This window comes from Kribbella aluminosa, assembly GCF_017876295.1.
GTDB lineage: Bacteria > Actinomycetota > Actinomycetes > Propionibacteriales > Kribbellaceae > Kribbella > Kribbella aluminosa.
In genome coordinates, this window is record NZ_JAGINT010000001.1 from 3,071,903 (window position 1) to 3,091,893 (window position 19,991).

Sequence of the window (19,991 nt, forward strand, 5' to 3'; positions counted from 1 at the left end):
CCTTGTGATCTGTGATAGGTGGTGCCGGGTGCCGGTCACTTCGCTGACGGCTGCTTCACGAGGTCGGCGCGGTACCAGAACACGTTGTAGGGACCCCACTGGGAGATCGAGAAGTAGATCGTCCGGCCGCCGTTCGCGACGTACCTGGGATGCAGGTACGGCGAGTAGACGCCGGGCAACTCCTCCTGTGTGACGAGGGGTTTCGGGTCGCCCCACGGCCCCCAGGGCGAGATCCCTTCGCGGATCGTCGAGCCCGCGCCCGACCCGTCGGTCGCGGTCATGATCCAGCGGTCGAGGTACTCGCTCCACATCACCGAGAGCTCGCCGACGGTTCCGTCGACGATCTGGGCGGCCGCCGCCGGGTCCTTGCCCCAGGTCGGCTTGCTGTCGCGTACGCCGGTGAAGTACTCGTAGGCGTTCTGGTGCTCGACGTCCGCCTCCGCGACCCGCATCAGGGCGACGCCGCCGAACCGGCCGTGCGTGACGCCCCAGAAGTACAGCGTTCCGTCGACGTTCGTGACGCTGACCTGGACGAAGTTGCTGTTGCCGTCCCAGCGCGGGGAGTCGAGGGTGGTCCAGTTCTGGCCGTGGTCGGTCGACTTCGCGAGGCCGGCGTAGTTGGTCTCCCATTCGCCCGGGTCGCCCCAGTGCCGCACGGACATGTACGCAAGGTACATGGCGCCGTTCGCGGCGAAGCCGTACGTCGGGATGATCGTCATCTCGTCGTTGTCGACCTTCTTGCCCGGGATCAGTTCCTTCGCCCAGCCGGTGTCGTCGGTGACGTAACCGCCGAACGTGATCCCGTCGGCCGGGTTGCTGTCGGTGGTCCACGCCATCGTGTTCGACCGCCACTCGGTGCCCCCGCCACCGGTCAGCCCGGCCTCGCGCTGCCCGAAGGTGTCACCGAACACGAACCAGGTACGCCCGTCGGCGTCGAACATCGACCCGAGATCCTGCCCGGCCACCTCGACGGCTCCGGTGTGGTTCATCGAGTCGTGACCTGTCAGCTGGGCTACCTTCGTCAGGTGCTCGACCCCACCGAGCCGGAAGGGCGCGCGCTGGTCGCCGTCCAGCCGCGGATCGGCCGTGGAGGGGGTCCCGCTGCAGGCAGCAGTGCTCGACAGTGCCAGCGCGGCCAGCCCAGCCAGCCCCGCCACCACACCCACCCTGCCCACGCTGTTCATGCGGGGGAGTTTGGCAGAAATCGATTTCCCGCACAATGGGTCAAGGAGCGATGGCGAGGCAACGATCTGGGCACGACGGGTGGCTGCACCGTGGCCGCTGCGGAGCGAATTCGTGGGCTGACGTGGCGTGTACCGTGCACCTGTGCCGGGACCGGGCAGGTGCACGGGTGACGGGGCCGGACGTCGGCTTCGGGCGAATTCGCGCTTAGGAGGCTGACGAGTCGGTACGGCGGGCGCTGGAAACTGAGCCGAAGCTGAGATCACCCCTTCGGTTGGCTGTTGCCCTCAGCCGCGAGTCGTGGATCGGGGTCGCAGGGTACGGCGTGTCGCTCGCCGAACCCCACGACTCGACGAACCTCTCTCAGTTAGGAGCGGGCGCCGGCCTCGGTTATCACCTGGCGGGCTTCGGGTGGGAGGTTGTCGTCGGTGATCTGGGTGTTGCCGGTCACCTGGTTGTTGTAGCCGGGGCCTTCGGGGTTGCGTTCCGGGCCGACGTCCCACCAGTTGCCGGTGACCAGGTTGTCCTTGGTGTTGAAGGTGTCCGGGTTGCCGGCGTCGGAGTTGATGTAGACCCAGCGGCTGCTGCCGAGGAACACGTTGTCGCGCATCACGACGTACCGGGTGCCCTGGTCGATCAGGGCGCCGAACGTCACCTGGCTGTCGTACACGTAGTTGCGTTCGATCACGGTGCCCGGGCTCGCGGACAGTGTGTAGATGCTGCCGCCGTCGTGCATCGCCTGCTTGGTGTCGTGGATCAGGTTGTACGCGACGTAGTTCTCGCGGAACGTCGTCGGCGTCCGGTAGATCGGCTGGTAGTTGTACAGCCCAGCCTTCAGGTAGTACTGGTTGCCGCCCGGGTCGTTGATGCCCCAGCCCCAGCCGATGTCGACGCCGTCGTACGGCAGGTCGGTGAGCGTGTTGTGCGTGATCGTCGCCCGGGTGACGTACGTCGACAGGATGCCGGCGTTGTCGCGGTACTCCTTCGACACGCCGCTGATCGTATTGTCGACAATCCTAATGTCGTGGTTCGTCATCCGCGGGTCCCGCGGGTGGTGGGCGCCGGGCTGTACGCCGCCGACGACGATCGCCGAGGCGGCGCTGCTCGTGAAACTGTTGCCGCGGACATCGATCTCGGAGGCGCCGTACCCGGTGCCGGAGGTGTGCGCGTTCGGGTCCATGCCGAGGCCGAGCCCGACCGATCCGAGCTGTTCGAAGCTGTTGCCGTCGAAGCTCACGTGCGCGGCGGCGGACACCTGGACGGCGGCCGGGATCTGGTGCCACTCGTTGCGGGTCTTCTCGAACTCCGGGCAGCCGTTCTGGCAGCTGGTCAGGAAGTCGGCGGGTTTCGGGTACTCGCCGACCGCGTGCGCACCGCTCTGCTGGTCGACGTACCCCTGCGGGCCGCTCGGGAAGTTCCAGGTGCTGTGCGCGAACGTGATGTTGCTGAAGGCAAGGTTCTGGACGGGCTCGGAGTAGCTCCCGCTGATCCGGACGAGGGACTCGAGCCGCGGGAGCCGGACGTCGGTCGTGGTCATCGACCGGCCGTCGGCGGGGCGGTAGAAGAGCTTGCCCTTCGCGGAGTCGAGGTACCACTGGTTCGGGCCGGAGATCAGCTCGTACGCGTTGTTCAGGTAGATCGCGCCGCGGGCGTACGGCGACTTGAGCGTGTCGTACCCGAAGTTGTTGTTGTCCCAGGCCGGCTGCTCCATCACCAGGGTGTTGCCGTCGACCGAGTGGACGGGGGAGTAGCGGTCGGTGAACGAGCCGAGCTCCTCGATCTCCAGCGCGCCCGGGTTGGACAGGCCGGCGATCTGGGCGGCGAGTGCCGGGTCGTTGATGGTGAGGCCGCGTTCGCTGAAGACCAGGTTGCCGCGGGTCTTCTTGGACTCGGCCAGTAGTAGTTGGGTCTTCTGGGCGAGCTTGCCGTCGACGTAGAGCTGGCGCGATTGTGTGCCCGCGGGGACGGTGGCGGACCAGATGTTCTTGGTGGGGTCGGTCAGTTTCCAGCCGGTGATCCTGGAGCCACCGGAGAGTACGGCGCGTTGGCCGGGGACGCTCTGCCAGCTGACGGTGTGACCGTTGCGGCCGCCGTCGCGGGTGCCGAACTGGAGTGGGGCGGGCAGCTCGTAGGTGCCGCCGGCGAGGAGGACGCGGACGTCGGTGGTCGAACTGCGGGCGCGGACGAGGGGCCTGGGCGGCGCCGAGGGTACGGACGACCTGGTCGGCGTCGAGGTTCTTGGGCTTCTTGCCGTCCGGGGCGACGACGATGACGTCGGTCGATCGTGGGGCGGCGAAGGTCGGGGCGGCGAGGGCGACTGCGGCGAGCGCCAGCGCGGAGGCGGCAGCGAGCACTCGGACCGGACGATGTCGGGTCATCCAGAACTCCTATGTCGTCTGTTGTCTGTTATCTGTCAGCGGCAACGTAGAAGTCCCGGAGATGGTCGTCAAGGGTCTATGACCGAATCCGGCAACGGTAGGTGGACAAGCGGAGGGGAGGAAGCGAGCGCCGCGGTACCTGCAGCGGGAGAGGCCCGGCGGGCGTCAGGCGGGCGGGTGTCGTGCGGGTCAGGCGGGTGGGAGGGGGCGGCGGCGTTGCCAGGCGGAGCGGATGTGGTTGGTCATCGCGGTGGCGGCGCCGGCGGGGTCGCGGGCGAGGATGTGGTCGAGGACGATCCGGTGTTCGGAGTTCGTCGTACGGACGTCTTCGACGCTCGGGTGCCCCTGGTACCGCATGCTGGTCCGCGCCTGGCTGTGCACCGTGCTGACGATCGACCGCGCCAGCCGATTCCCCGACGCCGCCATGATCCGGTCGTGGAACTCGACGTCGGTCTGGATGAAGACCTCCGGCCGCGACGTATCGGCCTCCAGCCGGTGGAAGACCGCCTCGATCGCGGCCCGGTCCTCGTCGGTCGCGTGCTCCGCGGCCAGCCCGGCCAGGTTCGACTCGAGCGCGATCCGGACGCCGACGAGCTCGTCGAGGATGGTCAGGTTCGCATCGTTCCGCATCGCGGACGCGAGGACGTCGGCGTCCAGCAGGTTCCAGCTGGAGTCGTCCTTGACGACTGCGCCGACCCCGCGCCGGACCTCGACCAGACCCTTCGCCTCGAGCAGCTTCACCGCCTCCCGGACCGTGATCCGGCTGACCTGGAACTGCTCGGAGAGTGCCGACTCGGGCGGCAGCGCGGCGCCCGGCCGGATCGCGCCGGACACCACCCCGTCGAGGACCGACTCGACTACCAGGTCGGCCAGTCGTGCCGGGCGGCGGGCCGCCGCCGCGGGCGCGAGTCGCACGGTTGCCTGTCCGGGGTCCGACATCACTTGCCTCCCAGCTCCGATGTGCCGATGCGTACACGGATTGTCGCTCATCTGTCAGCAGTCAACAAACTCTTGACAACAGACAACAGACAACTAACATCTTGCCACAACAGGAGCCCATGAACTCGAACGAAGAACGAAGGAGGGCGTGATCATGCCGAGCGCCTCAGGCCATGTCTGGCAATTCCGCCGCGGCTGGATCGCCGCCGCGCTCGTCCCGGCGCTGGCGCTCGTCTCCGCCGCCTGCGGTGCGGCCGCCCCGCAGAGTCAGGCGGGCAGCGGAGGCAGCACCGGATCCGGCAAGCTGGTCGTCTGGGACTGGCACTCCGGCGACGCCACCACCAAGGACTACTACGCGAAGGCCAAGTCCGACTTCCAGGCCAAGCACCCCGGCGTCCAGGTCGAGTTCGTCGCGCAGCCCTACGACCAGTACTACACACTCCTCGGTACGGCGATCCAGGCCGCCAAGGGCCCGGACATCTCGATGTTCAACGGCGGCGCGCAAATGCGCGAGCGGGCCACGGCGCTGCTGCCGCTCGACGACAAGCTCGGCGACCTGAAGGACCGGCTCGTCGGCTGGGACGCGTTCCGCAAGGACAAGACGACGTACGCCGTGCCGGTCACGCTGCAGGGCTTCCCCTTCTACTACAACAAGGCCGTCTACAAGAAGGCCGGCCTCGACCCGAACAAGCCTCCGGCGACGGTGACCGAGCTGCAGACGGACTGCGCCGCGATCAAGAAGTCCGGCAACGCCTGCTTCAACCTCGGCAACAAGGAGGGCCTCGGCATCGAGTTCTTCCTGTCCGGGTTCGGCCCGGGCGTCTTCAGCCCGGCGCAGTACGACGACTGGCTGGCCGGCAAGCGGGACTGGAAGTCGCCCGAGGTCAAGCAGATCTTCGAGCTGTGGAAGAAGACCAACGACGACGGCTGGTACAACAAGGGCGTCAACTCGACCGCCATGTTCAACGACCAGTTCACGATGTTCTCCGGCGGCAAGGGCGGCAACGTGATCGGCCTGATCTCGGACACCGCGCACTGGAAGTCCTTCGACGAGTTCCTCGGCCCGGACCTGGGCGTCTACAAGGCGCCGATCTCGGACCCGGCGAACGTGAAGTCGACGTTCCTCCCGGCCGAGGGCGGCATCGGGTACGGCGTGATGAAGTGGACGAAGGATCCGGCCCTGGCGATGGACCTGGTCAAGAGCCTGGCGAGTACCGACGCGGAGAAGCTCTTCTTCGAGAAGGCCGGCGCGATCGCGGCCGACAAGACCATCGACACCAAGGCGGTCGACGTACCGGCGGCCGGCGAGATCGTGTCCTGGCTCCCGGACAGCAAGCCGCTGCTGCACACCGCGCTGTCGGCGAAGACGCTCGACCTCATGCACCGGCTGTCGCAGCAGCTGATCAGCGGTGACGTGACCGTCGATCAGGTCCTCACACAGCTGGCAGCGTCGGACAAGTGACCGTGTCCGAAGAACACACCGTGATCCAGGAGCCTCAGCAGGCGCCCGCAGCTCGGCAACTCCAGCCTGCGACGACGGCCCGGACGACGGCCACCCGCCGCCGGCGCCTCGGCGAGCATCAGATCGCTGCACTGGTGCTGGTGACGCCGGCGCTGTTGATCATCGTCGGGTTGCGGGTCGTGCCGCTCGTCCTCGGTGCGCAGTACTCGCTCACCGGGGACGGTGACCGCAACGGCTTGTTCGTTGGTCTGGCCAACTACCGGACGCTGGCCGCGGACCCGGTCTTCCGGACCGCGGTGAAGAACGTCGGGCTGTTGTTCCTGGCCCTGCCGGTCGCGGTCGCGATACCGGGGATCCTGGCCACGTTCCTGTTCCTGAAGGTGCCCGGCCATCGGTTCTACCGCAGCGTGTACTTCTTCCCGGTGGTGCTGTCGCCGGTGATCATCGGCGCGATCTTCAACATCCTGCTGTCCGTCGACGGGCCGTTGAACCAGTTGCTCGGCGTGATCGGTATCGGCCCGGTCGACTGGCTCGGCAACCCGCACCTCGCGATCGTGTCGGTGATCGGCGTCCACATCTGGGCGACGTTCGGGATGGCGCTGGTGATCTTCATGGCGGGCTTCTCGACGCTCGACCAGTCGCTGCTCGACGCGGCCCGCTGCGACGGCGCGAACCTGCCGCAGACCATCCGGCACGTGGTGGTCCCGGAGCTCAGCCAGACGATCCAGTTCGTCTTCGTCACCACGATGATCGGGATGCTGACCGGCATGTTCGGGCTGGTCTACGTGATGACCGCGGGCGGTCCGGGCGGCGCGACGTACCTGCCGGAGTTCTACATCTGGGTCACCCAGGGCCAGCTGAACAGCCCGGCGCTGGCGTCGGCCGCGTCGATGGTGCTGTTCCTCGTGATGCTGGTGGTCGGGCTCGCGCAGATCCGGCTGATCAAGCGCGCCACCAAGGAGGTGTGACCGATGCGTGAACGCGGTTTCACCCGGTGGATCGTCGCCGTACCGATGTGCCTGCTGGCGCTGGCCACGATCTACCCGATGCTGTTCACGCTGAACGTCGCGATGAAGTCGCGCCGCGAGTACGTGCTGAACCAGTTCTCGCTGGCCGACCACCTGACCGCGGCGAACGTCGCGGACGCGTGGAGCTCGTCGGGGCTCGGCCGGTACACGCTCAACTCGATCGTGGTCACCGCCGGCGCGGTCGCGTTGTTGCTGCTGCTCGGCTCGATGGCCGGGTACGCGTTCAGCCAGGTGACGTTCCGCGGCCGGAAGTGGCTGTTCCTGGTCTGCCTGGGCGCGTTGATGATTCCGTTCCAGGTGATCATGGTGCCGTTCTTCCGGGTGCTCGGCCAGGTGCACCTGCTGGACACGTACCCGGGTCTGATCCTCGCGTACACCGGGCAGTTCCTGCCGTTCACGATCTTCCTGATGACGAGCTTCTACTCGCGGATCCCGGCCGAGGTGGTCGAGGCGGCCCGGGTCGACGGCAGTACGACGCTCGGTGTGTACCGCCGGATCATGCTGCCGCTCGGCCGCCCGGCGCTGCTGTCGGTCGGCATCCTGAACGCGTTGTTCTGCTGGAACGACGTACTCATCTCGCTGCTCGTGATGCAGTCCGAGCAGCACCGCACGCTGATGGTCGGGGTGACCGCGCTGCGCGGGCAGTACTCCGACAACATCCCGCTGTTCGCCGGCGGGGTACTCGTCGCCGCCGTGCCGGTGATCGCGATCTACCTGTTCTTCCAGCGCCAGATCACCGACGGTGTCACCGCCGGCTCGACCAAGGGATAGCCATATGCGCATCACGGGATACCGCACGCTGAGCACGGTGCACGACTGGGGCAGACCGATCGGTGACGCCAACGGGACGGTCGGTTCCGGCCGTACGTCGGTGCCGATCGTCGTACTGACCACCGACACCGGGCTGGAAGGGATCGGGCTGGGCTCGCACGATGGCGTCGACGCGCTGTTCCCGGCGCTCGACGGGCAAGACCCGCGGGCGGTCGTGGCGCTGTACGACCGGATGCTCGCGTGGGTGTTCAAGCGGGGGCACACCGGCGCCGTGTTCGGTGCCATCGGTGCTCTCGACATGGCGTTGTGGGACCTCAAGGCGAAGGCGGTCGAGCAGCCGTTGTGGCGGCTGCTCGGCGCCCGCGATCACGTCGTACCGGCGTACGCGTCGGGGCTGGACGGGCCGTTGCCGGACGACGAGCTGATCCGGCTGCACAAGCAGTTCGCGGAGCGTGGGCTGCAGGCGGTGAAGCTCAAGGGCGGCCTCGACGTGGCCGACGACGTGCGTCGGCTCGATCTGTTGAGCGAGCTGTATCGGGAGCAGATCGGGTCGGCGCCTGCGCTGATGCTGGATGCGAACGAGTCGTGGGCGCGGAAGGAGGCGGTCCGGCACATCCGGCGGATCGAGGAGCACGTGGACCTCGCCTGGGTCGAGGAGCCGGTACGGCGGTGGGACGTCGACGGGCTCGCGATGGTGACGCGGTCGGTGAAGGCGGCGGTGGCGACCGGGGAGAACCTCACCGGGCTTGAGCAGTTCCGTCCGTTGCTGGCGGCGAACGCTGTCGACATCGTGCAGACCGGGAGCGTTTGGGGGATCACGCACTTCCTGCGGGTGTCGGCGCTGGCGCATGCGTTCGATCTTCCGGTCAGCCCGGTCGGGTACGACGTGAACCCGCTCGGCCATGCGGCGGCCGTCGTACCGAATCATTTGTCGATCGAGATCCAGGACCTTGGTATGCCGGTCGGGATCCGCGCGGACCAGGAGGTCGTCGACGGTCATCTGGTGCTGGGGGAGGCGCCGGGGCTCGGGTACGTCGTCGACGAGGACGCGATCGCCCGGCTCGCCGGACCCGGCAGCTGGGACGAGGACGCGGGCCCGCACGTTCGCCCGGACCGCGCGGGCCGTCGCCTCGTGGTCAAGCCCGCGATCCGCAACGGGGAGGCCCGATGACGCTCGGCGGCCAGGACCCCGCGACCTCGGCCGTAGGCGAGCCGGCGGCGGCCGCCTTACCCGACGGAGCGGTGAGGTCGGCGGTGGTGACTGGCGCGGGAGGTTCACTGGGGCGGGCGATTGCGTTGCGGCTGGCTGCAGACGGGTACGGCGTGGCGCTGCTCGACCTGCCTGGCGAAGGGCTGACCGAGTCCGAGGCCGTGCTGAAGTCGGCGGGCGCCACGGTCCGCGCACTGCCGATCGACCTGCGCGACGCCGCGGCGATCGTCCACACGATCACCGCCGCCGAGGACGCACTCGGCCCCCTCGACGTGCTCGTGAACAACGCCGCGATCTACCCCGCGACGCCGTTCCTCGACATCCCCTTCACGGAGTACGACGACGTCGTCGCGGTCAACCAGCGCGCGTACTTCGTCGCCGCCCAGGCCGCGGCCCGCTCGATGCGATCCCGGCAGACCGGCTCGATCGTCAACCTCGCGTCGATCACCTGGCACGGCGGCTGGGACAAACTGGCGAGCTACGTCAGTACGAAGGGCGCCGCCGTCTCCCTGACCCGCGCCCTCGCCCGGGAGCTGGGCCCGGAAGGAATCCGCGTCAACGCCGTCTCGCCAGGCGCCTTCCCCACGAAGGCTGAGACGATCCACGAGAACCCGGAGGCCTACTCGGAGTTCGTCCTCGACCACCAGGCGATCAAACGCCGCGGCGCACCTTCCGAGATCGCCGCGGTGGTGTCGTTCCTGACCGGCCCGGACGCGTCGTTCGTCACCGGGCAGACGATCAATGTCGACGGCGGATGGGTGATGGCGTGAACATCTTCGGATCTGAGGTGTCGGTGGCCGCGTTGCGGGAGCGGACCGGGGACCTGGCGAGTGTTGCCGGGGTTCGGGAAGTTGTGCTGGGCAACGGGGTCGAGCGCGGCGTACGGGCGGTCCAGCTGCGGAGTGCTGCCGGGCTCGAGGTGGAGGTGCTGGTCGATCGCGCGCTCGATCTGGGAGGTGCCCGGTTTCGCGGCGTACCGTTCGGGTGGCGGTCGGGGAACGGGTTCCGGCATCCGGGGCTGCACGAGCACAGCGACGAGGGCGGGCTGTCCTGGCTGCGGGCGCTCGACGGGCTGCTGGTGTCCGGCGGGCTCGACCACACGCTGTTCGGGAACGAGGTCGACGCGACGCAGTACCGGTATCCGCCGAAGCGGACCGTGGCGCACGGGCTGCACGGCCGGCTCACCGCGATCCCCGGGCGGCTGCTCGAGGCAGGCGAGGTGTGGGACGGCGACCGCTGCACGTTGCGGGTGCGGGGCGAGGTCGTGCAGGCGACGTCGTTCGGTGAGCACCTGCGGCTGACCCGGACGATCGAGGTCGACTTCGACGGGCTCGAGATCCGGCTGTACGACGTGGTCGACAACGTCGGGTACGAACGGACGCCGCACATGTTCCTGTACCACCTGAACTTCGGCTGGCCGGTGATCGACGCCGGGACCGAACTCGTCGCGCCGATCGCCGAGACGACCTGGCAGAGCGACTCGGCGGCCGTGCAGGGCGTCTCGTACCGGGTGCTGCCAGACCCGCAGCCGGGGTTCGTGGAGCAGGTGTACGAGCACCGCCTGGTCGCCGACGAGGACGGTCGGCACCGGGTCGCGCTGATCCGCGGCGACAGTACGTTCGGGGTCGAGGTGAGCTGGGACGCGGCCACCATGCCGAGCTTCTTCGAATGGCAGAACCTGCGCAGCGGCCAGTACGCCGTCGGCCTCGAACCGTCGACGCACCACGTCACCGGCGACGCAGCCGCCCGCGAGGACGGGTCGATGACGTGGCTCGAGCATGGCGAGTCCCGGTCGTACCGCACCACGATCCGCGTCCTCGACGGCGTCGAGGCGACCACCGCCGCCCGGGACGCCGTACGCCGCGTGGCCGGGCAGCCCGAAGGGAGCAACCTATGACGCGCAGCATCCTCGACGGCTATCGGGTGCTCGACTGCTCGATCGCGATGGCGGGGCCGTTCGCCGCGCAGCGCCTCGGTGACCTCGGCGCCGACGTGGTCAAGGTCGAGCCGGTCACCGGCGAGTGGCAACGGCACGCCGCGGCCGGCGGCGCGCAGGGGAACGCGATCAACGTGTCGTTCCTGTCCCTCAACCGGAACAAGCGCTCACTCGCCGTCGACCTCAAGTCGGCAGCCGGGAAACAGGTGCTGACCCGCCTGGTGGAGACCGCTGACGTGTTCCTGCAGAACTACCGGCCCGGCGTGGCCGAGCGGCTGGGCGTCGACTATCCGACGCTGTCTGCGGTCAATCCGCGCCTGATCTACGTGTCGATGTCGGGGTACGGCGAGGACGGGCCGCACCGGAATCTGCCGGGCCAGGACTTGTTGCTGCAGGCAAGGTCTGGGGCGATGCTGTCGACCGGCCGGCACGGCGAGCCGCCGCAGCCGGCCGGGCAGTACCTCGTCGACGCCGTGACCGCGTCGACCGCGTTCGAGGCGGTGCTCGCGGCGTTGCTGCATCGGGAGCGGACCGGCGAGGGGCAGCTGGTGAAGGTGAACATGCTGGACGCGATCACCACGCTGCAGATGCAGGAGCTGTCGGTGTTCACCGCGGGCGGGATCCCGCAGCAGCGGGGGTCGGAGCCGCATGCGCACGTCTACATCAGGGCGCCGTACGGGACGTTCAAGACCGCGGACGGCTTCCTCGCGCTGGCGATGCCGGACCTGCCGACGCTCGGGCGGGTGATCGGCGAGGACCGGTTCCTGGAGATGGACTCGGAGGTACACGGCTGGACGCATCGCGACGAGCTGTTCCGGCTGACCGCCGAGCGGCTGCTGCTGCGTACGACGGACGAATGGCTGACGGCGTTGACCGAGGCCGGGATCTGGTGCGGGCCGGTGTACGACTACCAGCAGTTGGTCGACGATCCGCAGATCCGGCACAACGGAACCTTCGTCGAGTACGACCACCCCACCGAGGGCCGCGTCAAGACACCCGGCTTCCCGTACACCTTCGAGAAGACCCCCGCAACGGTCGAGCGCGGCGCACCCCTGGTCGGCGAACACACCCGCGAGATCCTGACCGAGGCCGGCCTCACTCCAGACGAGATCACGGAGCTGCTGGACGACGGGACAGTCGCCGAAACCCGCCTGGAGGACGCCGGCAGGCGCTCGCCCGCCCCTGACACCCGCTCGGCGGGCGTGGCCCCCGATATCGGGGTGCGGTGATGGGGTCTTACCGCGGGTTGACCTGGGATCATCCGCGGGGGCGGGACGCGCTGGTGCAAGCGTCTGTGCAGCGCGGGATCGATCTGGTCTGGGACGTGCATCCGTTGAGCGGGTTCGAGTCCACGCCGATCAGCGAGCTGGCCGAGCGGTACGACGTGATCGTGCTCGACCACCCGCATCTCGGCGACGCGACGGAGTACCTGCAACCGGTCGACGACCTGCTGGACGGCGAATTCGTCGGGCCGAGTGTCGCGTCGTACCAACTGGACGGCCACCTCTGGGCGCTCCCGCTGGACGCCGCCACCCAGGTCGCCGCGACCCGCACCGACCTCGCCGGCCCGCCGCCGCGGCTCTGGCCGGAGGTGATCGCCCTGTCGCACCGGGCACCGGTAGCCCTGTGCGTCGCCGGTCCGCACGCGCTGCTCACCTACATGTCGATCTCGGTAGCGCTGGGGGAGGAGCCCACCTTCACCCCCACCGCCACCGCCCAACGCGCGCTCGAACTGATGACCGACCTGGCAACCCGCGCGCCCAAGGACACCCAGACCCTCGACCCGATCGGCCTGCTGGACGCGATGGTCTCCGACGACACCGTCGCGCACTGCCCGCTGGTCTACGGCTACGTGAACTACTCGTCCACCACACTAACGCGCCGCGTCACCTTCACCGACGCGCCATCGGAGTACCCAGGATCGAGGCCGGGTTCGACGATCGGCGGCACCGGCCTGGCGATCACGCGCCGTTGCCCGGCCACCCCCGAGCTCCTCGACCACCTCCGCTGGTTGCTGTCGGCAACAGCACAGGAGACGTTCGTACCGGCGTACTCCGGCCAGCCCGCCCGACTCAGCGCCTGGACCTCGGACACGGTCAACGCACCCGTCGCCGGCTTCTACCGATCGACGCTGAGCACCATCACGTCAGCCTGGGTACGACCCCGCAACCCCGGCTACATCGAGTTCCAGACCGCGGCCGGCGAGTTGATCCGGGACATCGTGTACGGCGACGTCACGACCACCGCGGGCCTCGACCAGCTCGCGACCCTGTGGAAAGGCATCGGCAATGAGTGAAGAGGTGCAGTTCGAGCAGCACGGCCAGGTCGCCGTCATCACCCTCGACCGGCCCGCGAAACTGAACGCGGTGACCGCAGGCATGTCCGACGCGCTGGTCGGACTGGCCCGGCACTGCAACGATTCCGACGACGTACGCGCCGTCATCCTGACCGGCACCGGGCGCGCCTTCAGCGCCGGCTCCGACATCGCGGAGCTCGACAAGTACCCGACCCCGTGGGCGTTCCGGAACCGCGCGGACTACTGCGACGCGCTCAAGGTCCTCCGGAAACCGATAGTTGCCGCAGTCAACGGGTTCGCCCTCGGCGGCGGACTCGAAACGGCGCTGATCTGCGACATCCGCCTGGCATCGAGTACGGCGGTGTTCGCGGCGGCCGAGGTGAAGCTCGGATGGATCGGCGGCGGCGGGATGTCCGCGCTGCTGACCCACACCGTCGGTCCGGGAAACGCCGCGCTGATGCTGATGACCGGCGACCCCGTCGACGCACAGCGCGCGCTGACCTGGGGGCTGGTCAGCGAGGTCCTCGAGCCGGACGCCCTGCTGCCCCGGGCGCTGGAACTCGCCACCACGATCGCCTCCCGCGCCCCGATCGCCGTCGAGACCGCGAAGGCCAACGTGTCGGCCGCCCTGAACATGCCGCTGGAACAGGCGGTCGCCTACGAACGCGACGTACAGACGATCTGCTTCGCAACCAGCGACGCCGCGGAGGGCCGCGCAGCCTTCGCCGAGAAACGCGCCCCCCGCTTCACCCGGACCTAGCACCGCCCCATTGCGCGAGGCGCGCGACCTGTGCGCCACGCGGGATGGAGCCCCGGGGCGCCGGTGGCAGCCGCACCCCACCGCGCTGAGCATGCGGATCTGGTCCACAAGGGCGACCCACACCGTGCCGTCCGTGTGCAGGGCCGACAGGTAGAGCACCGGCGGGACACCGTACGCGCGATCCCGATCACGCTCAGGTGCACTACCCGACCGGTCGACACCTCCTGTTGAGAATGCACACCACCTGGCAACAACCACCCGCACAGGCAACATAAGTTCCGGTTGACCCGTAAGTTGGTGGGTTGTCCCGCCGTGCAAGGGGTCAACCCACCAACTCACGGGTCAACCCCGCGCTGTTTAGGGCGGAGGTGGCAGCACCATGAGCTCCTCCTCTCGGAGCAGCGCCAGTTCCCTACGCCGGACGTTCGAGTCAGGTGCATCGCCGGCCCCCGCCGCACCTCGCCGTGGAGCTGATCGGAACCCCACCTTGGGCACCCATCAACCACCTTCCGTGGCGAAATCTGGTTGCCCCATGCCCAAAGCGCCAGCAGCACCGTGGACTCGCCCGGGCGGGGGGCGTGGGTGCCCAAGTTCGGCTCGGCGAGTGGCAGGGGCGTGTCGTCGGCAATCGTTTGCGGACGGCGAGGTGGCGACATTCGGCGTGGATCCGCCGGGTACGGGCGGCCTGTGGTCCGGTCGATGCGAGGTTGGGGCGGCGCTAGGGTTTTAGGGTTCGGCGGATCCAGTTCTCGATGCCGGCGACGTGGGTGAGCGACAGGGCGGCGGCGACGCTCGGCTGGCGCTCGCCGATCGACAGGGCGATCGCTCGGTGCTCGCGCTGGGTCTGCCCGAACGCGTCCTCCTGAGTGACAGCTCGCCACGCCCGCGCCTGGTGCGTCCGACCGGCGACGCTGTCGATCAACGAGCAGAGCACCGGGTTGCTGGCGGCCGCCGCGATGCGGTGGTGGAACTCGAGGTCGTTCGCGACCAGCTCGCCGATCGGGCTGTCCGGGTCGACGGCCTCGGTCAGCGCCAGCAGTCCGGCCGCGTCGTCGTCGTTCATCAGCCGGGCCGCTTTCTCGGCCGCCATCGGTTCGAGTGCCCGGCGTACCTCGAACAGGTCGAGGATGCTGGAGTCCTGGTGGAAGTCGATGATGAAGCTCATCGTCTCCAGCAGCAGGTCGGGCGTCAGGCTGGTGACGTAGGTGCCGTCCCCGCGCCGTACGTCGAGGATCCGCAGCATCGACAGCACGCTGACCGCCTCGCGCAGCGGGCTCCGGGAGATGCCGAGCTGCTCCGCGAGGTCGGCCTCGCGGGGCAGCTTGTCACCCGGCTGCAGCCGGCCGTCGAGGATCATCGCCTTGATCTTCTCGATCGCGACGTCGGTCAGCGCCATGTACTGCCTTTCGGTCTTCCTGCGGCCCCAGTCGTTCGGCCCAGTCGTTCGGCCCCAGTCGTTCAGCCCGGTCTTCCGGCCCGGTCTTCCGGCGTCAGTCTTTTGGACGCAGCCGCAGCGTAGCCATCCCGCCGTCGACGGCCAGCGCCGTACCCGCGGTCGAGCCGGAGGACGGCCCTGCCAGGTAGACGATCGCGAGCGCGACCTCCTCGGCCGCGACCAGTCGGCCGTGCGGCTGGCGAGCGTCGAGCGCGGCGCGCTCGGCCACCGGATCCGGTGCAGCGTCGAGGAGGCGCTGGACCCAGGGTGTCGCCGCCGTACCGGGGTTCACGCAGTTGACCCGGATCCCTTCGCGGAGGTGGTCCGCGGCCATCGCCATGGTGAGCGACTGCACCGCGCCCTTCGTGGTCGAGTACAGCGCGCGCTGCGGAATACCTGTGGTCGCGGCGACCGAGGCGACGTTGACGATTGCGGCGGCAGGCGACTTCCGCAGGTACGGCAGGGCGGCGCGGCTGACCCGGACGGCGCCCATCACGTTGACGTCGAACACCTTGTGCCACTGGTCGTCTGGGTTGTCCTCGACCGTGCCCTGGGCGCCGATGCCGGCGTTGTTGACCAGTACGTCGATCCGGCCGAACGCCTCCACGACCTGCTGCACCGCCGTACGCACGCTCTCGTCGTCGGTGACGTCCGCCTGGATCCCGAGTACGCCGTCGGGGGCGCCGGACGGGTCGAGGTCGAACGCCGCCACGCGCGCGCCGCGGGCCGTCAGCTCGCGGGCCGTCGCCGCGCCGATCCCGGAGCCGCCGCCGGTGACGATCGCGACCAGGTCGTCGTACTCCGCGCCGCTCATCTGCGGGCCTCGTACGCGACGTACTCCTGGCGCTGCCGGCCGAGACCGTCGATCTCGACCTCGACGACATCACCCGGCTGCAGGTACGGGAACCGGCCGGAGAGTGCGACGCCTTCCGGCGTACCGGTCATGATCAGGTCGCCAGGGTCGAGCACCATGTACTGGCTCAGGTGGTGGATCACGGTCGCCACGTCGAAGATCTGGTCGGCCGTGCTGGAGTCCTGCCGCGGCTCACCGTTGACGAAGCTGCGCAGCGTGAGCTTCTGGTGCTCGACCTCGTCGGGCGTGACCAGCCACGGACCGACCGGGCTGAAGCCGGCGGCGATCTTGCCCTTGCTCCACTGACCGCCGGACTGCTCGATCTGGAACGCCCGCTCGGACAGGTCGTTCGCCACCACGAACCCGGCCACGTGGTCGAGGCTGTCCGCGGGAGAGTCGAGGTACGACGCGCGCTTGCCGATCACGACGCCGAGCTCGACCTCCCAGTCGGTCTTGGTGCTGCCGCGCGGGATCGTCACCGGGTCGTTCGGGCCGGCCAGCGTGTTCGGGGCCTTGAAGAAGATCACCGGCGACGACGGCGGCTCGGCGCCGGACTCGGCGGCGTGCGCGGCGTAGTTCATACCGATGCAGACGATCGCACCCGGCCGGCTGATCGGGGCGCCGATCCGGAGGCCGTCCGCGTTCTCGACCGGCGGCAGTTCACCGGCGGCCAGCGCGGCCGCGACCCGGGCCGGTCCGCCGGACTCCCAGAACCGGGCGTCGAGGTCCGCGGTGATGCCGGTGAGGTCCCGTACTCCGTCGCCGGTGACGACGACCGGCACCTCCGCGCCGACCGGACCTAAGCGGGCGAACTTCATCTACTCCTCCAGAGATCTTATCTTTAGCCGCGTCGCTGGCGGTTAAGGTGGCTTTTGCTCACCTTGACACCTGAAACATGTGATGTCTAGCGTCGTGCTCACAGTTCAGACACCGGGAGCAGATGTGATCGACGTACCGCGGTTCGGGCTCGGGTGCGCGCCGCTCGGCAACCTGTTCGAGGAGTTCTCCGACGAGCAGGCCGACGCGATCCTGACCGCGGCCTGGGCGTCCGGCGTCCGGTACTTCGACACCGCGCCGCACTACGGCCTCGGCCTGTCCGAGCAGCGCCTCGGCCGCTTCCTCGCCACCAAGCCCCGCGACGAGTACGTCGTCTCCACGAAGGTCGGCCGGCTGCTCCGCGACAACCCGTCCTGGGACGGTACGGCGATGGACGCGACCGGCTTCGTCGTACCGGCAAGGCTCCGACGGGAACTCGACTACTCCGCGGCCGGCGTCCGGGCCTCCGTCGAGGACTCACTCACCCGACTCGGCCTGGACCGGATCGACATCCTCTTCGTCCACGACCCCGAACTGTCCGGAGACCCGCGCGCAACGGAGTCCGCCCTGACTGCACTGGCCGACCTCCGCACCGAGGGCCTCGTGGACGCGATCGGCACCGGCTCCCTCGGCATCGACGCCCTACTGACGACGGCCCGCTCCGGCCTCGCCGACGTACTGATGGTCGCCAACCGCTACACGCTCCTGGACCAGAGCGTCGCCCCCGACCTCCTGTCGGCCTGCGACGACCACAACGTCCGGATCATCGCCGCGGCCGTCTTCAACAGCGGTCTCCTGGCGACCACCCCACACCGAAACGCCAAGTACGACTACTCCGCCGTACCCGACGAAGTCCTCACCCGAGCCCTCACCCTCAACACCATCTGCACCAGCCACGGCGTCCCCCTCCCCGTCGCCGCCCTCCGCTACCCCCTACAAGACCCCCGAGTCCTCGCGGTAGTAGCCGGCGCCACCACCCCCACCCAAATCCACCAGAACCTCGCCCACCTCACCACCCCAATCCCCCCAGCCCTCTGGCAGGACCTGGCCAACCACGGCCTGATCCCTGAGCTGAGACGCGTCCCCGGGTAAGCGCTCCAACGGGTCGTGAGACAGGTTGTGGTGGGTTGGGACCTGGTATTACCTGTCTTCTGTCACCAGTGCCTGTCCCCGGCCCCACCGTCGCTCCGCAGTGAGACGACCGTGACGTGTCGATCCGGCTGCCGTGCCGCACGGAGCGAGGTTGCTCGTCCCGGGTCACGCCGAGCCGGTTCACCTTTGAGATTGCCCGTTCACGCCCTGCATACGGTTGGTGAAGGGGCACGGTGATGGCTGAACCTCTCAAATGGCCTCCGCTGTCAGGGGTCGAGCAGTCGTTTGGCGCGAGCGATCGATGGGGTGGACGCGGTGAGGTTCGCCCCGCGTCGGGCGGCGGGCTGCACCAGCAGGATGGCGATGCCGCTGCCGGCGCTGCGGACCCGCTCGACGGCGCGAAGTTCGCCATCGGCCTCGAGTTGACCGTCCGCGCTCGCGCCCGCGTGCAGCCAGCGTCATCCCGCGCACGTGTACCTGCGCGAGGCGGCCACTGCGATCATGCCGGGCGAGAGTCCGGAGCGCGACGAGGTCTACTGCGGGTGGCCAGCCGCCCCGAGGTCACCTAGCAGCACGGCTACTTCCACGCCGGCGCCACCAGCTCGATCCGCCTCGCCACGCCGTACGTCACTGCCTCGGCACGCCGTAGGTCACTGCGTCGGCACGCCGTAGGTCACTGCGTCGGCACGCCGTAGGTCACTGCGTCGGCACGCCGTAGGTCACTGCGTCGGCACGCCGTAGGTCACTGCGTCGGCACGCCGTAGGTCACTGCGTCGGCACGCCGTAGGTCACTGCGTCGGCACGCCGTGGGTCACTGCGTCGGTGCAGAAGGAAAGCTGCGGGGGCCGGCGGCGCGGCGGAGGCGGTTGGATATGGCTAGGCCTAGGCCTTGTTCTGGTGGGAGGGTGGCGAGGATCAGGTCGCAGCCTTGTTGGTCGAGGGTGCGGAGGTAGGAGAAGAGGCCTCGGGCGTAGTCGGCGAGGGAGTCGGGGAGGGGTACGACTGCGTGGGCCTCGATAGGAGTGCCGGCCAGGGGCGGTGGGAGGAGGACGCCGACCTTTTCGCCGGTATGGCGGGCGGCTTCGGCGACGAGGTCTTCCGGTTCGACCAGTACGACGCGTGCTCGGGGCGCGTAGTGCGACGGGTGCTGGCCAGGCACCCGGACCGGGCTCGTCGACGGTACGGCGAGGGGGTGTCCGAGGGCAGCTTCGAGGTCCTCGCGGGTGACGCCGCCGGGGCGGAGGACGGTCGGGGTCGCGCCGGTCACGTCGACGATGGTGGACTCGACGCCGACACCGCACGGGCCGCCGTCCAGGATGAAGTCGACGTCGTCGCCGAGCTCCGCGCGGACGTGCTCCGCTGTGGTCGGGCTGACCGAGCCGAAGCGGTTGGCGGACGGTGCCGCGACGGCGCCGCCGAACGCGGTCAGCAGCTCCAGCGCGACAGGATGGTCGGGCACCCGGATGGCGACCGTCTCCAGCCCGCCGGTGGTCTCGAGCGGCACCCGGCGGCCGCGCCGCAGGACCAGCGTCAGCGGACCGGGCCAGAACCTCTCGGCCAGCAGGCGGGCGGTGTCCGGTACGTCGTGGGCCCAGTCGTCGAGCTGCTCGGCGCTGCCGATGTGGACGATCAGCGGATGCGACGGCGGCCGGCCCTTGGTCTTGAAGATCCGGCCGACGGCCTCCGGGTCCTCGGCGTCGGCGGCGAGGCCGTAGACGGTCTCGGTCGGGATCGCCACCAGGCCCCCGGCACGCAGTACCTCGACGGCCTTCTCGATCTCCTGGGTTCCTGCCGGCACGCCCACCATCGTCTCACGGGCGGCGGACTGTTCTG

Annotated in this window: 17 protein-coding genes; 10 read left to right on the forward strand and 7 right to left on the reverse strand. The window is 69.1% G+C overall.

All coding sequences use genetic code 11. The annotated features are described in order from the left end of the window. Positions 1-35: 35 nt before the first annotated feature. The 3 genes from JOF29_RS14775 to JOF29_RS14785 all read right to left on the reverse strand — a co-directional run bounded on the left by JOF29_RS14775 (position 36) and on the right by JOF29_RS14785 (position 4,499). Positions 36-1,184 carry a glycoside hydrolase family 183 protein gene (locus JOF29_RS14775; protein WP_209694765.1) on the reverse strand — a complete coding sequence of 383 codons (1,149 nt, stop codon included), beginning with the start codon at positions 1,182-1,184 and terminating at the stop codon, positions 36-38. 365 nt (positions 1,185-1,549) lie between these two features. After that, positions 1,550-2,893, reverse strand: a complete 1,344-nt coding sequence (locus JOF29_RS14780) for a right-handed parallel beta-helix repeat-containing protein (protein ID WP_209694766.1) — start codon at positions 2,891-2,893, stop codon at positions 1,550-1,552. An 856-nt stretch (positions 2,894-3,749) separates the two neighbouring features. Continuing rightward, entirely contained in the window at positions 3,750-4,499 is a 750-nt protein-coding gene (locus JOF29_RS14785) for a FadR/GntR family transcriptional regulator (protein WP_209694767.1), read from the reverse strand. Between the two features lie 154 nt (positions 4,500-4,653). Here JOF29_RS14785 and JOF29_RS14790 point away from each other — a divergent pair, with 154 nt between their 5' ends. From JOF29_RS14790 to JOF29_RS14830, 9 genes are read left to right on the forward strand one after another with little or no spacing between them, the layout of a single operon-like run. Then, positions 4,654-5,961: an ABC transporter substrate-binding protein gene (locus JOF29_RS14790; RefSeq protein WP_209694768.1), complete on the forward strand. Its 1,308-nt coding sequence runs from the start codon at positions 4,654-4,656 to the stop codon at positions 5,959-5,961. Then, the gene (locus JOF29_RS14795; protein ID WP_209694769.1) at positions 5,958-6,929 is read left to right on the forward strand and encodes a carbohydrate ABC transporter permease; all 972 of its coding nucleotides are present in this window, start codon (positions 5,958-5,960) and stop codon (positions 6,927-6,929) included. Before JOF29_RS14790 ends, JOF29_RS14795 begins: the two co-directional genes overlap by 4 nt. A 3-nt stretch (positions 6,930-6,932) precedes the next feature. Then, on the forward strand, positions 6,933-7,760 hold the full coding sequence (locus JOF29_RS14800; protein ID WP_209694770.1) for a carbohydrate ABC transporter permease: 828 nt from the start codon (positions 6,933-6,935) through the stop codon (positions 7,758-7,760). Positions 7,761-7,764: 4 nt separating this feature from the next. After that, positions 7,765-8,931 carry a mandelate racemase/muconate lactonizing enzyme family protein gene (locus JOF29_RS14805; protein ID WP_209694771.1) on the forward strand — a complete coding sequence of 389 codons (1,167 nt, stop codon included), beginning with the start codon at positions 7,765-7,767 and terminating at the stop codon, positions 8,929-8,931. Continuing rightward, on the forward strand, positions 8,928-9,740 hold the full coding sequence (locus JOF29_RS14810; RefSeq protein WP_209694772.1) for an SDR family NAD(P)-dependent oxidoreductase: 813 nt from the start codon (positions 8,928-8,930) through the stop codon (positions 9,738-9,740). Before JOF29_RS14805 ends, JOF29_RS14810 begins: the two co-directional genes overlap by 4 nt. After that, positions 9,737-10,867 carry an aldose 1-epimerase family protein gene (locus tag JOF29_RS14815; protein WP_209694773.1) on the forward strand — a complete coding sequence of 377 codons (1,131 nt, stop codon included), beginning with the start codon at positions 9,737-9,739 and terminating at the stop codon, positions 10,865-10,867. The genes JOF29_RS14810 and JOF29_RS14815 overlap by 4 nt, the downstream gene beginning before the upstream one ends. Continuing rightward, positions 10,864-12,135: a CaiB/BaiF CoA transferase family protein gene (locus tag JOF29_RS14820; RefSeq protein ID WP_209694774.1), complete on the forward strand. Its 1,272-nt coding sequence runs from the start codon at positions 10,864-10,866 to the stop codon at positions 12,133-12,135. The genes JOF29_RS14815 and JOF29_RS14820 overlap by 4 nt, the downstream gene beginning before the upstream one ends. Continuing rightward, positions 12,135-13,202: an ABC transporter substrate-binding protein gene (locus tag JOF29_RS14825; RefSeq protein WP_209694775.1), complete on the forward strand. Its 1,068-nt coding sequence runs from the start codon at positions 12,135-12,137 to the stop codon at positions 13,200-13,202. The genes JOF29_RS14820 and JOF29_RS14825 overlap by 1 nt, the downstream gene beginning before the upstream one ends. Continuing rightward, positions 13,195-13,962, forward strand: a complete 768-nt coding sequence (locus JOF29_RS14830) for an enoyl-CoA hydratase/isomerase family protein (protein ID WP_209694776.1) — start codon at positions 13,195-13,197, stop codon at positions 13,960-13,962. Before JOF29_RS14825 ends, JOF29_RS14830 begins: the two co-directional genes overlap by 8 nt. Before the next feature lie 718 nt (positions 13,963-14,680). On the opposite strand, the gene JOF29_RS14835 is transcribed toward JOF29_RS14830, so the two are convergent. The 3 genes from JOF29_RS14835 to JOF29_RS14845 all read right to left on the reverse strand — a co-directional run bounded on the left by JOF29_RS14835 (position 14,681) and on the right by JOF29_RS14845 (position 17,068). Then, positions 14,681-15,358, reverse strand: a complete 678-nt coding sequence (locus JOF29_RS14835) for a FadR/GntR family transcriptional regulator (RefSeq protein WP_209694777.1) — start codon at positions 15,356-15,358, stop codon at positions 14,681-14,683. A 94-nt stretch (positions 15,359-15,452) separates the two neighbouring features. Next, entirely contained in the window at positions 15,453-16,211 is a 759-nt protein-coding gene (locus JOF29_RS14840) for an SDR family NAD(P)-dependent oxidoreductase (RefSeq protein ID WP_209694778.1), read from the reverse strand. Then, on the reverse strand, positions 16,208-17,068 hold the full coding sequence (locus tag JOF29_RS14845) for a fumarylacetoacetate hydrolase family protein (RefSeq protein WP_209694779.1): 861 nt from the start codon (positions 17,066-17,068) through the stop codon (positions 16,208-16,210). The genes JOF29_RS14840 and JOF29_RS14845 overlap by 4 nt, the downstream gene beginning before the upstream one ends. A 124-nt stretch (positions 17,069-17,192) precedes the next feature. Between JOF29_RS14845 and JOF29_RS14850 the strand changes: the two genes are divergently transcribed. Continuing rightward, positions 17,193-18,158, forward strand: a complete 966-nt coding sequence (locus JOF29_RS14850) for an aldo/keto reductase (protein WP_209694780.1) — start codon at positions 17,193-17,195, stop codon at positions 18,156-18,158. 811 nt (positions 18,159-18,969) lie between these two features. Here JOF29_RS14850 and JOF29_RS14855 read toward each other — a convergent pair. Next, positions 18,970-19,956, reverse strand: coding sequence for an L-threonylcarbamoyladenylate synthase (locus JOF29_RS14855; protein WP_209694781.1), 987 nt, complete (start codon positions 19,954-19,956; stop codon positions 18,970-18,972). Positions 19,957-19,991: the final 35 nt, after the last annotated feature.

Coding starts and splice junctions, on each gene's coding strand:
- JOF29_RS14775 (WP_209694765.1), bottom strand. CDS start 1,184: ATGAACAGCGTGGGCAGGGTGGGTGTGGTGGCGGGGCTGGCTGGGCTG.
- JOF29_RS14780 (WP_209694766.1), bottom strand. CDS start 2,893: ATGGAGCAGCCGGCCTGGGACAACAACAACTTCGGGTACGACACGCTC.
- JOF29_RS14785 (WP_209694767.1), bottom strand. CDS start 4,499: ATGTCGGACCCCGGACAGGCAACCGTGCGACTCGCGCCCGCGGCGGCG.
- JOF29_RS14790 (WP_209694768.1), top strand. CDS start 4,654: ATGCCGAGCGCCTCAGGCCATGTCTGGCAATTCCGCCGCGGCTGGATC.
- JOF29_RS14800 (WP_209694770.1), top strand. CDS start 6,933: ATGCGTGAACGCGGTTTCACCCGGTGGATCGTCGCCGTACCGATGTGC.
- JOF29_RS14805 (WP_209694771.1), top strand. CDS start 7,765: ATGCGCATCACGGGATACCGCACGCTGAGCACGGTGCACGACTGGGGC.
- JOF29_RS14810 (WP_209694772.1), top strand. CDS start 8,928: ATGACGCTCGGCGGCCAGGACCCCGCGACCTCGGCCGTAGGCGAGCCG.
- JOF29_RS14820 (WP_209694774.1), top strand. CDS start 10,864: ATGACGCGCAGCATCCTCGACGGCTATCGGGTGCTCGACTGCTCGATC.
- JOF29_RS14825 (WP_209694775.1), top strand. CDS start 12,135: ATGGGGTCTTACCGCGGGTTGACCTGGGATCATCCGCGGGGGCGGGAC.
- JOF29_RS14830 (WP_209694776.1), top strand. CDS start 13,195: ATGAGTGAAGAGGTGCAGTTCGAGCAGCACGGCCAGGTCGCCGTCATC.
- JOF29_RS14835 (WP_209694777.1), bottom strand. CDS start 15,358: ATGGCGCTGACCGACGTCGCGATCGAGAAGATCAAGGCGATGATCCTC.
- JOF29_RS14840 (WP_209694778.1), bottom strand. CDS start 16,211: ATGAGCGGCGCGGAGTACGACGACCTGGTCGCGATCGTCACCGGCGGC.
- JOF29_RS14845 (WP_209694779.1), bottom strand. CDS start 17,068: ATGAAGTTCGCCCGCTTAGGTCCGGTCGGCGCGGAGGTGCCGGTCGTC.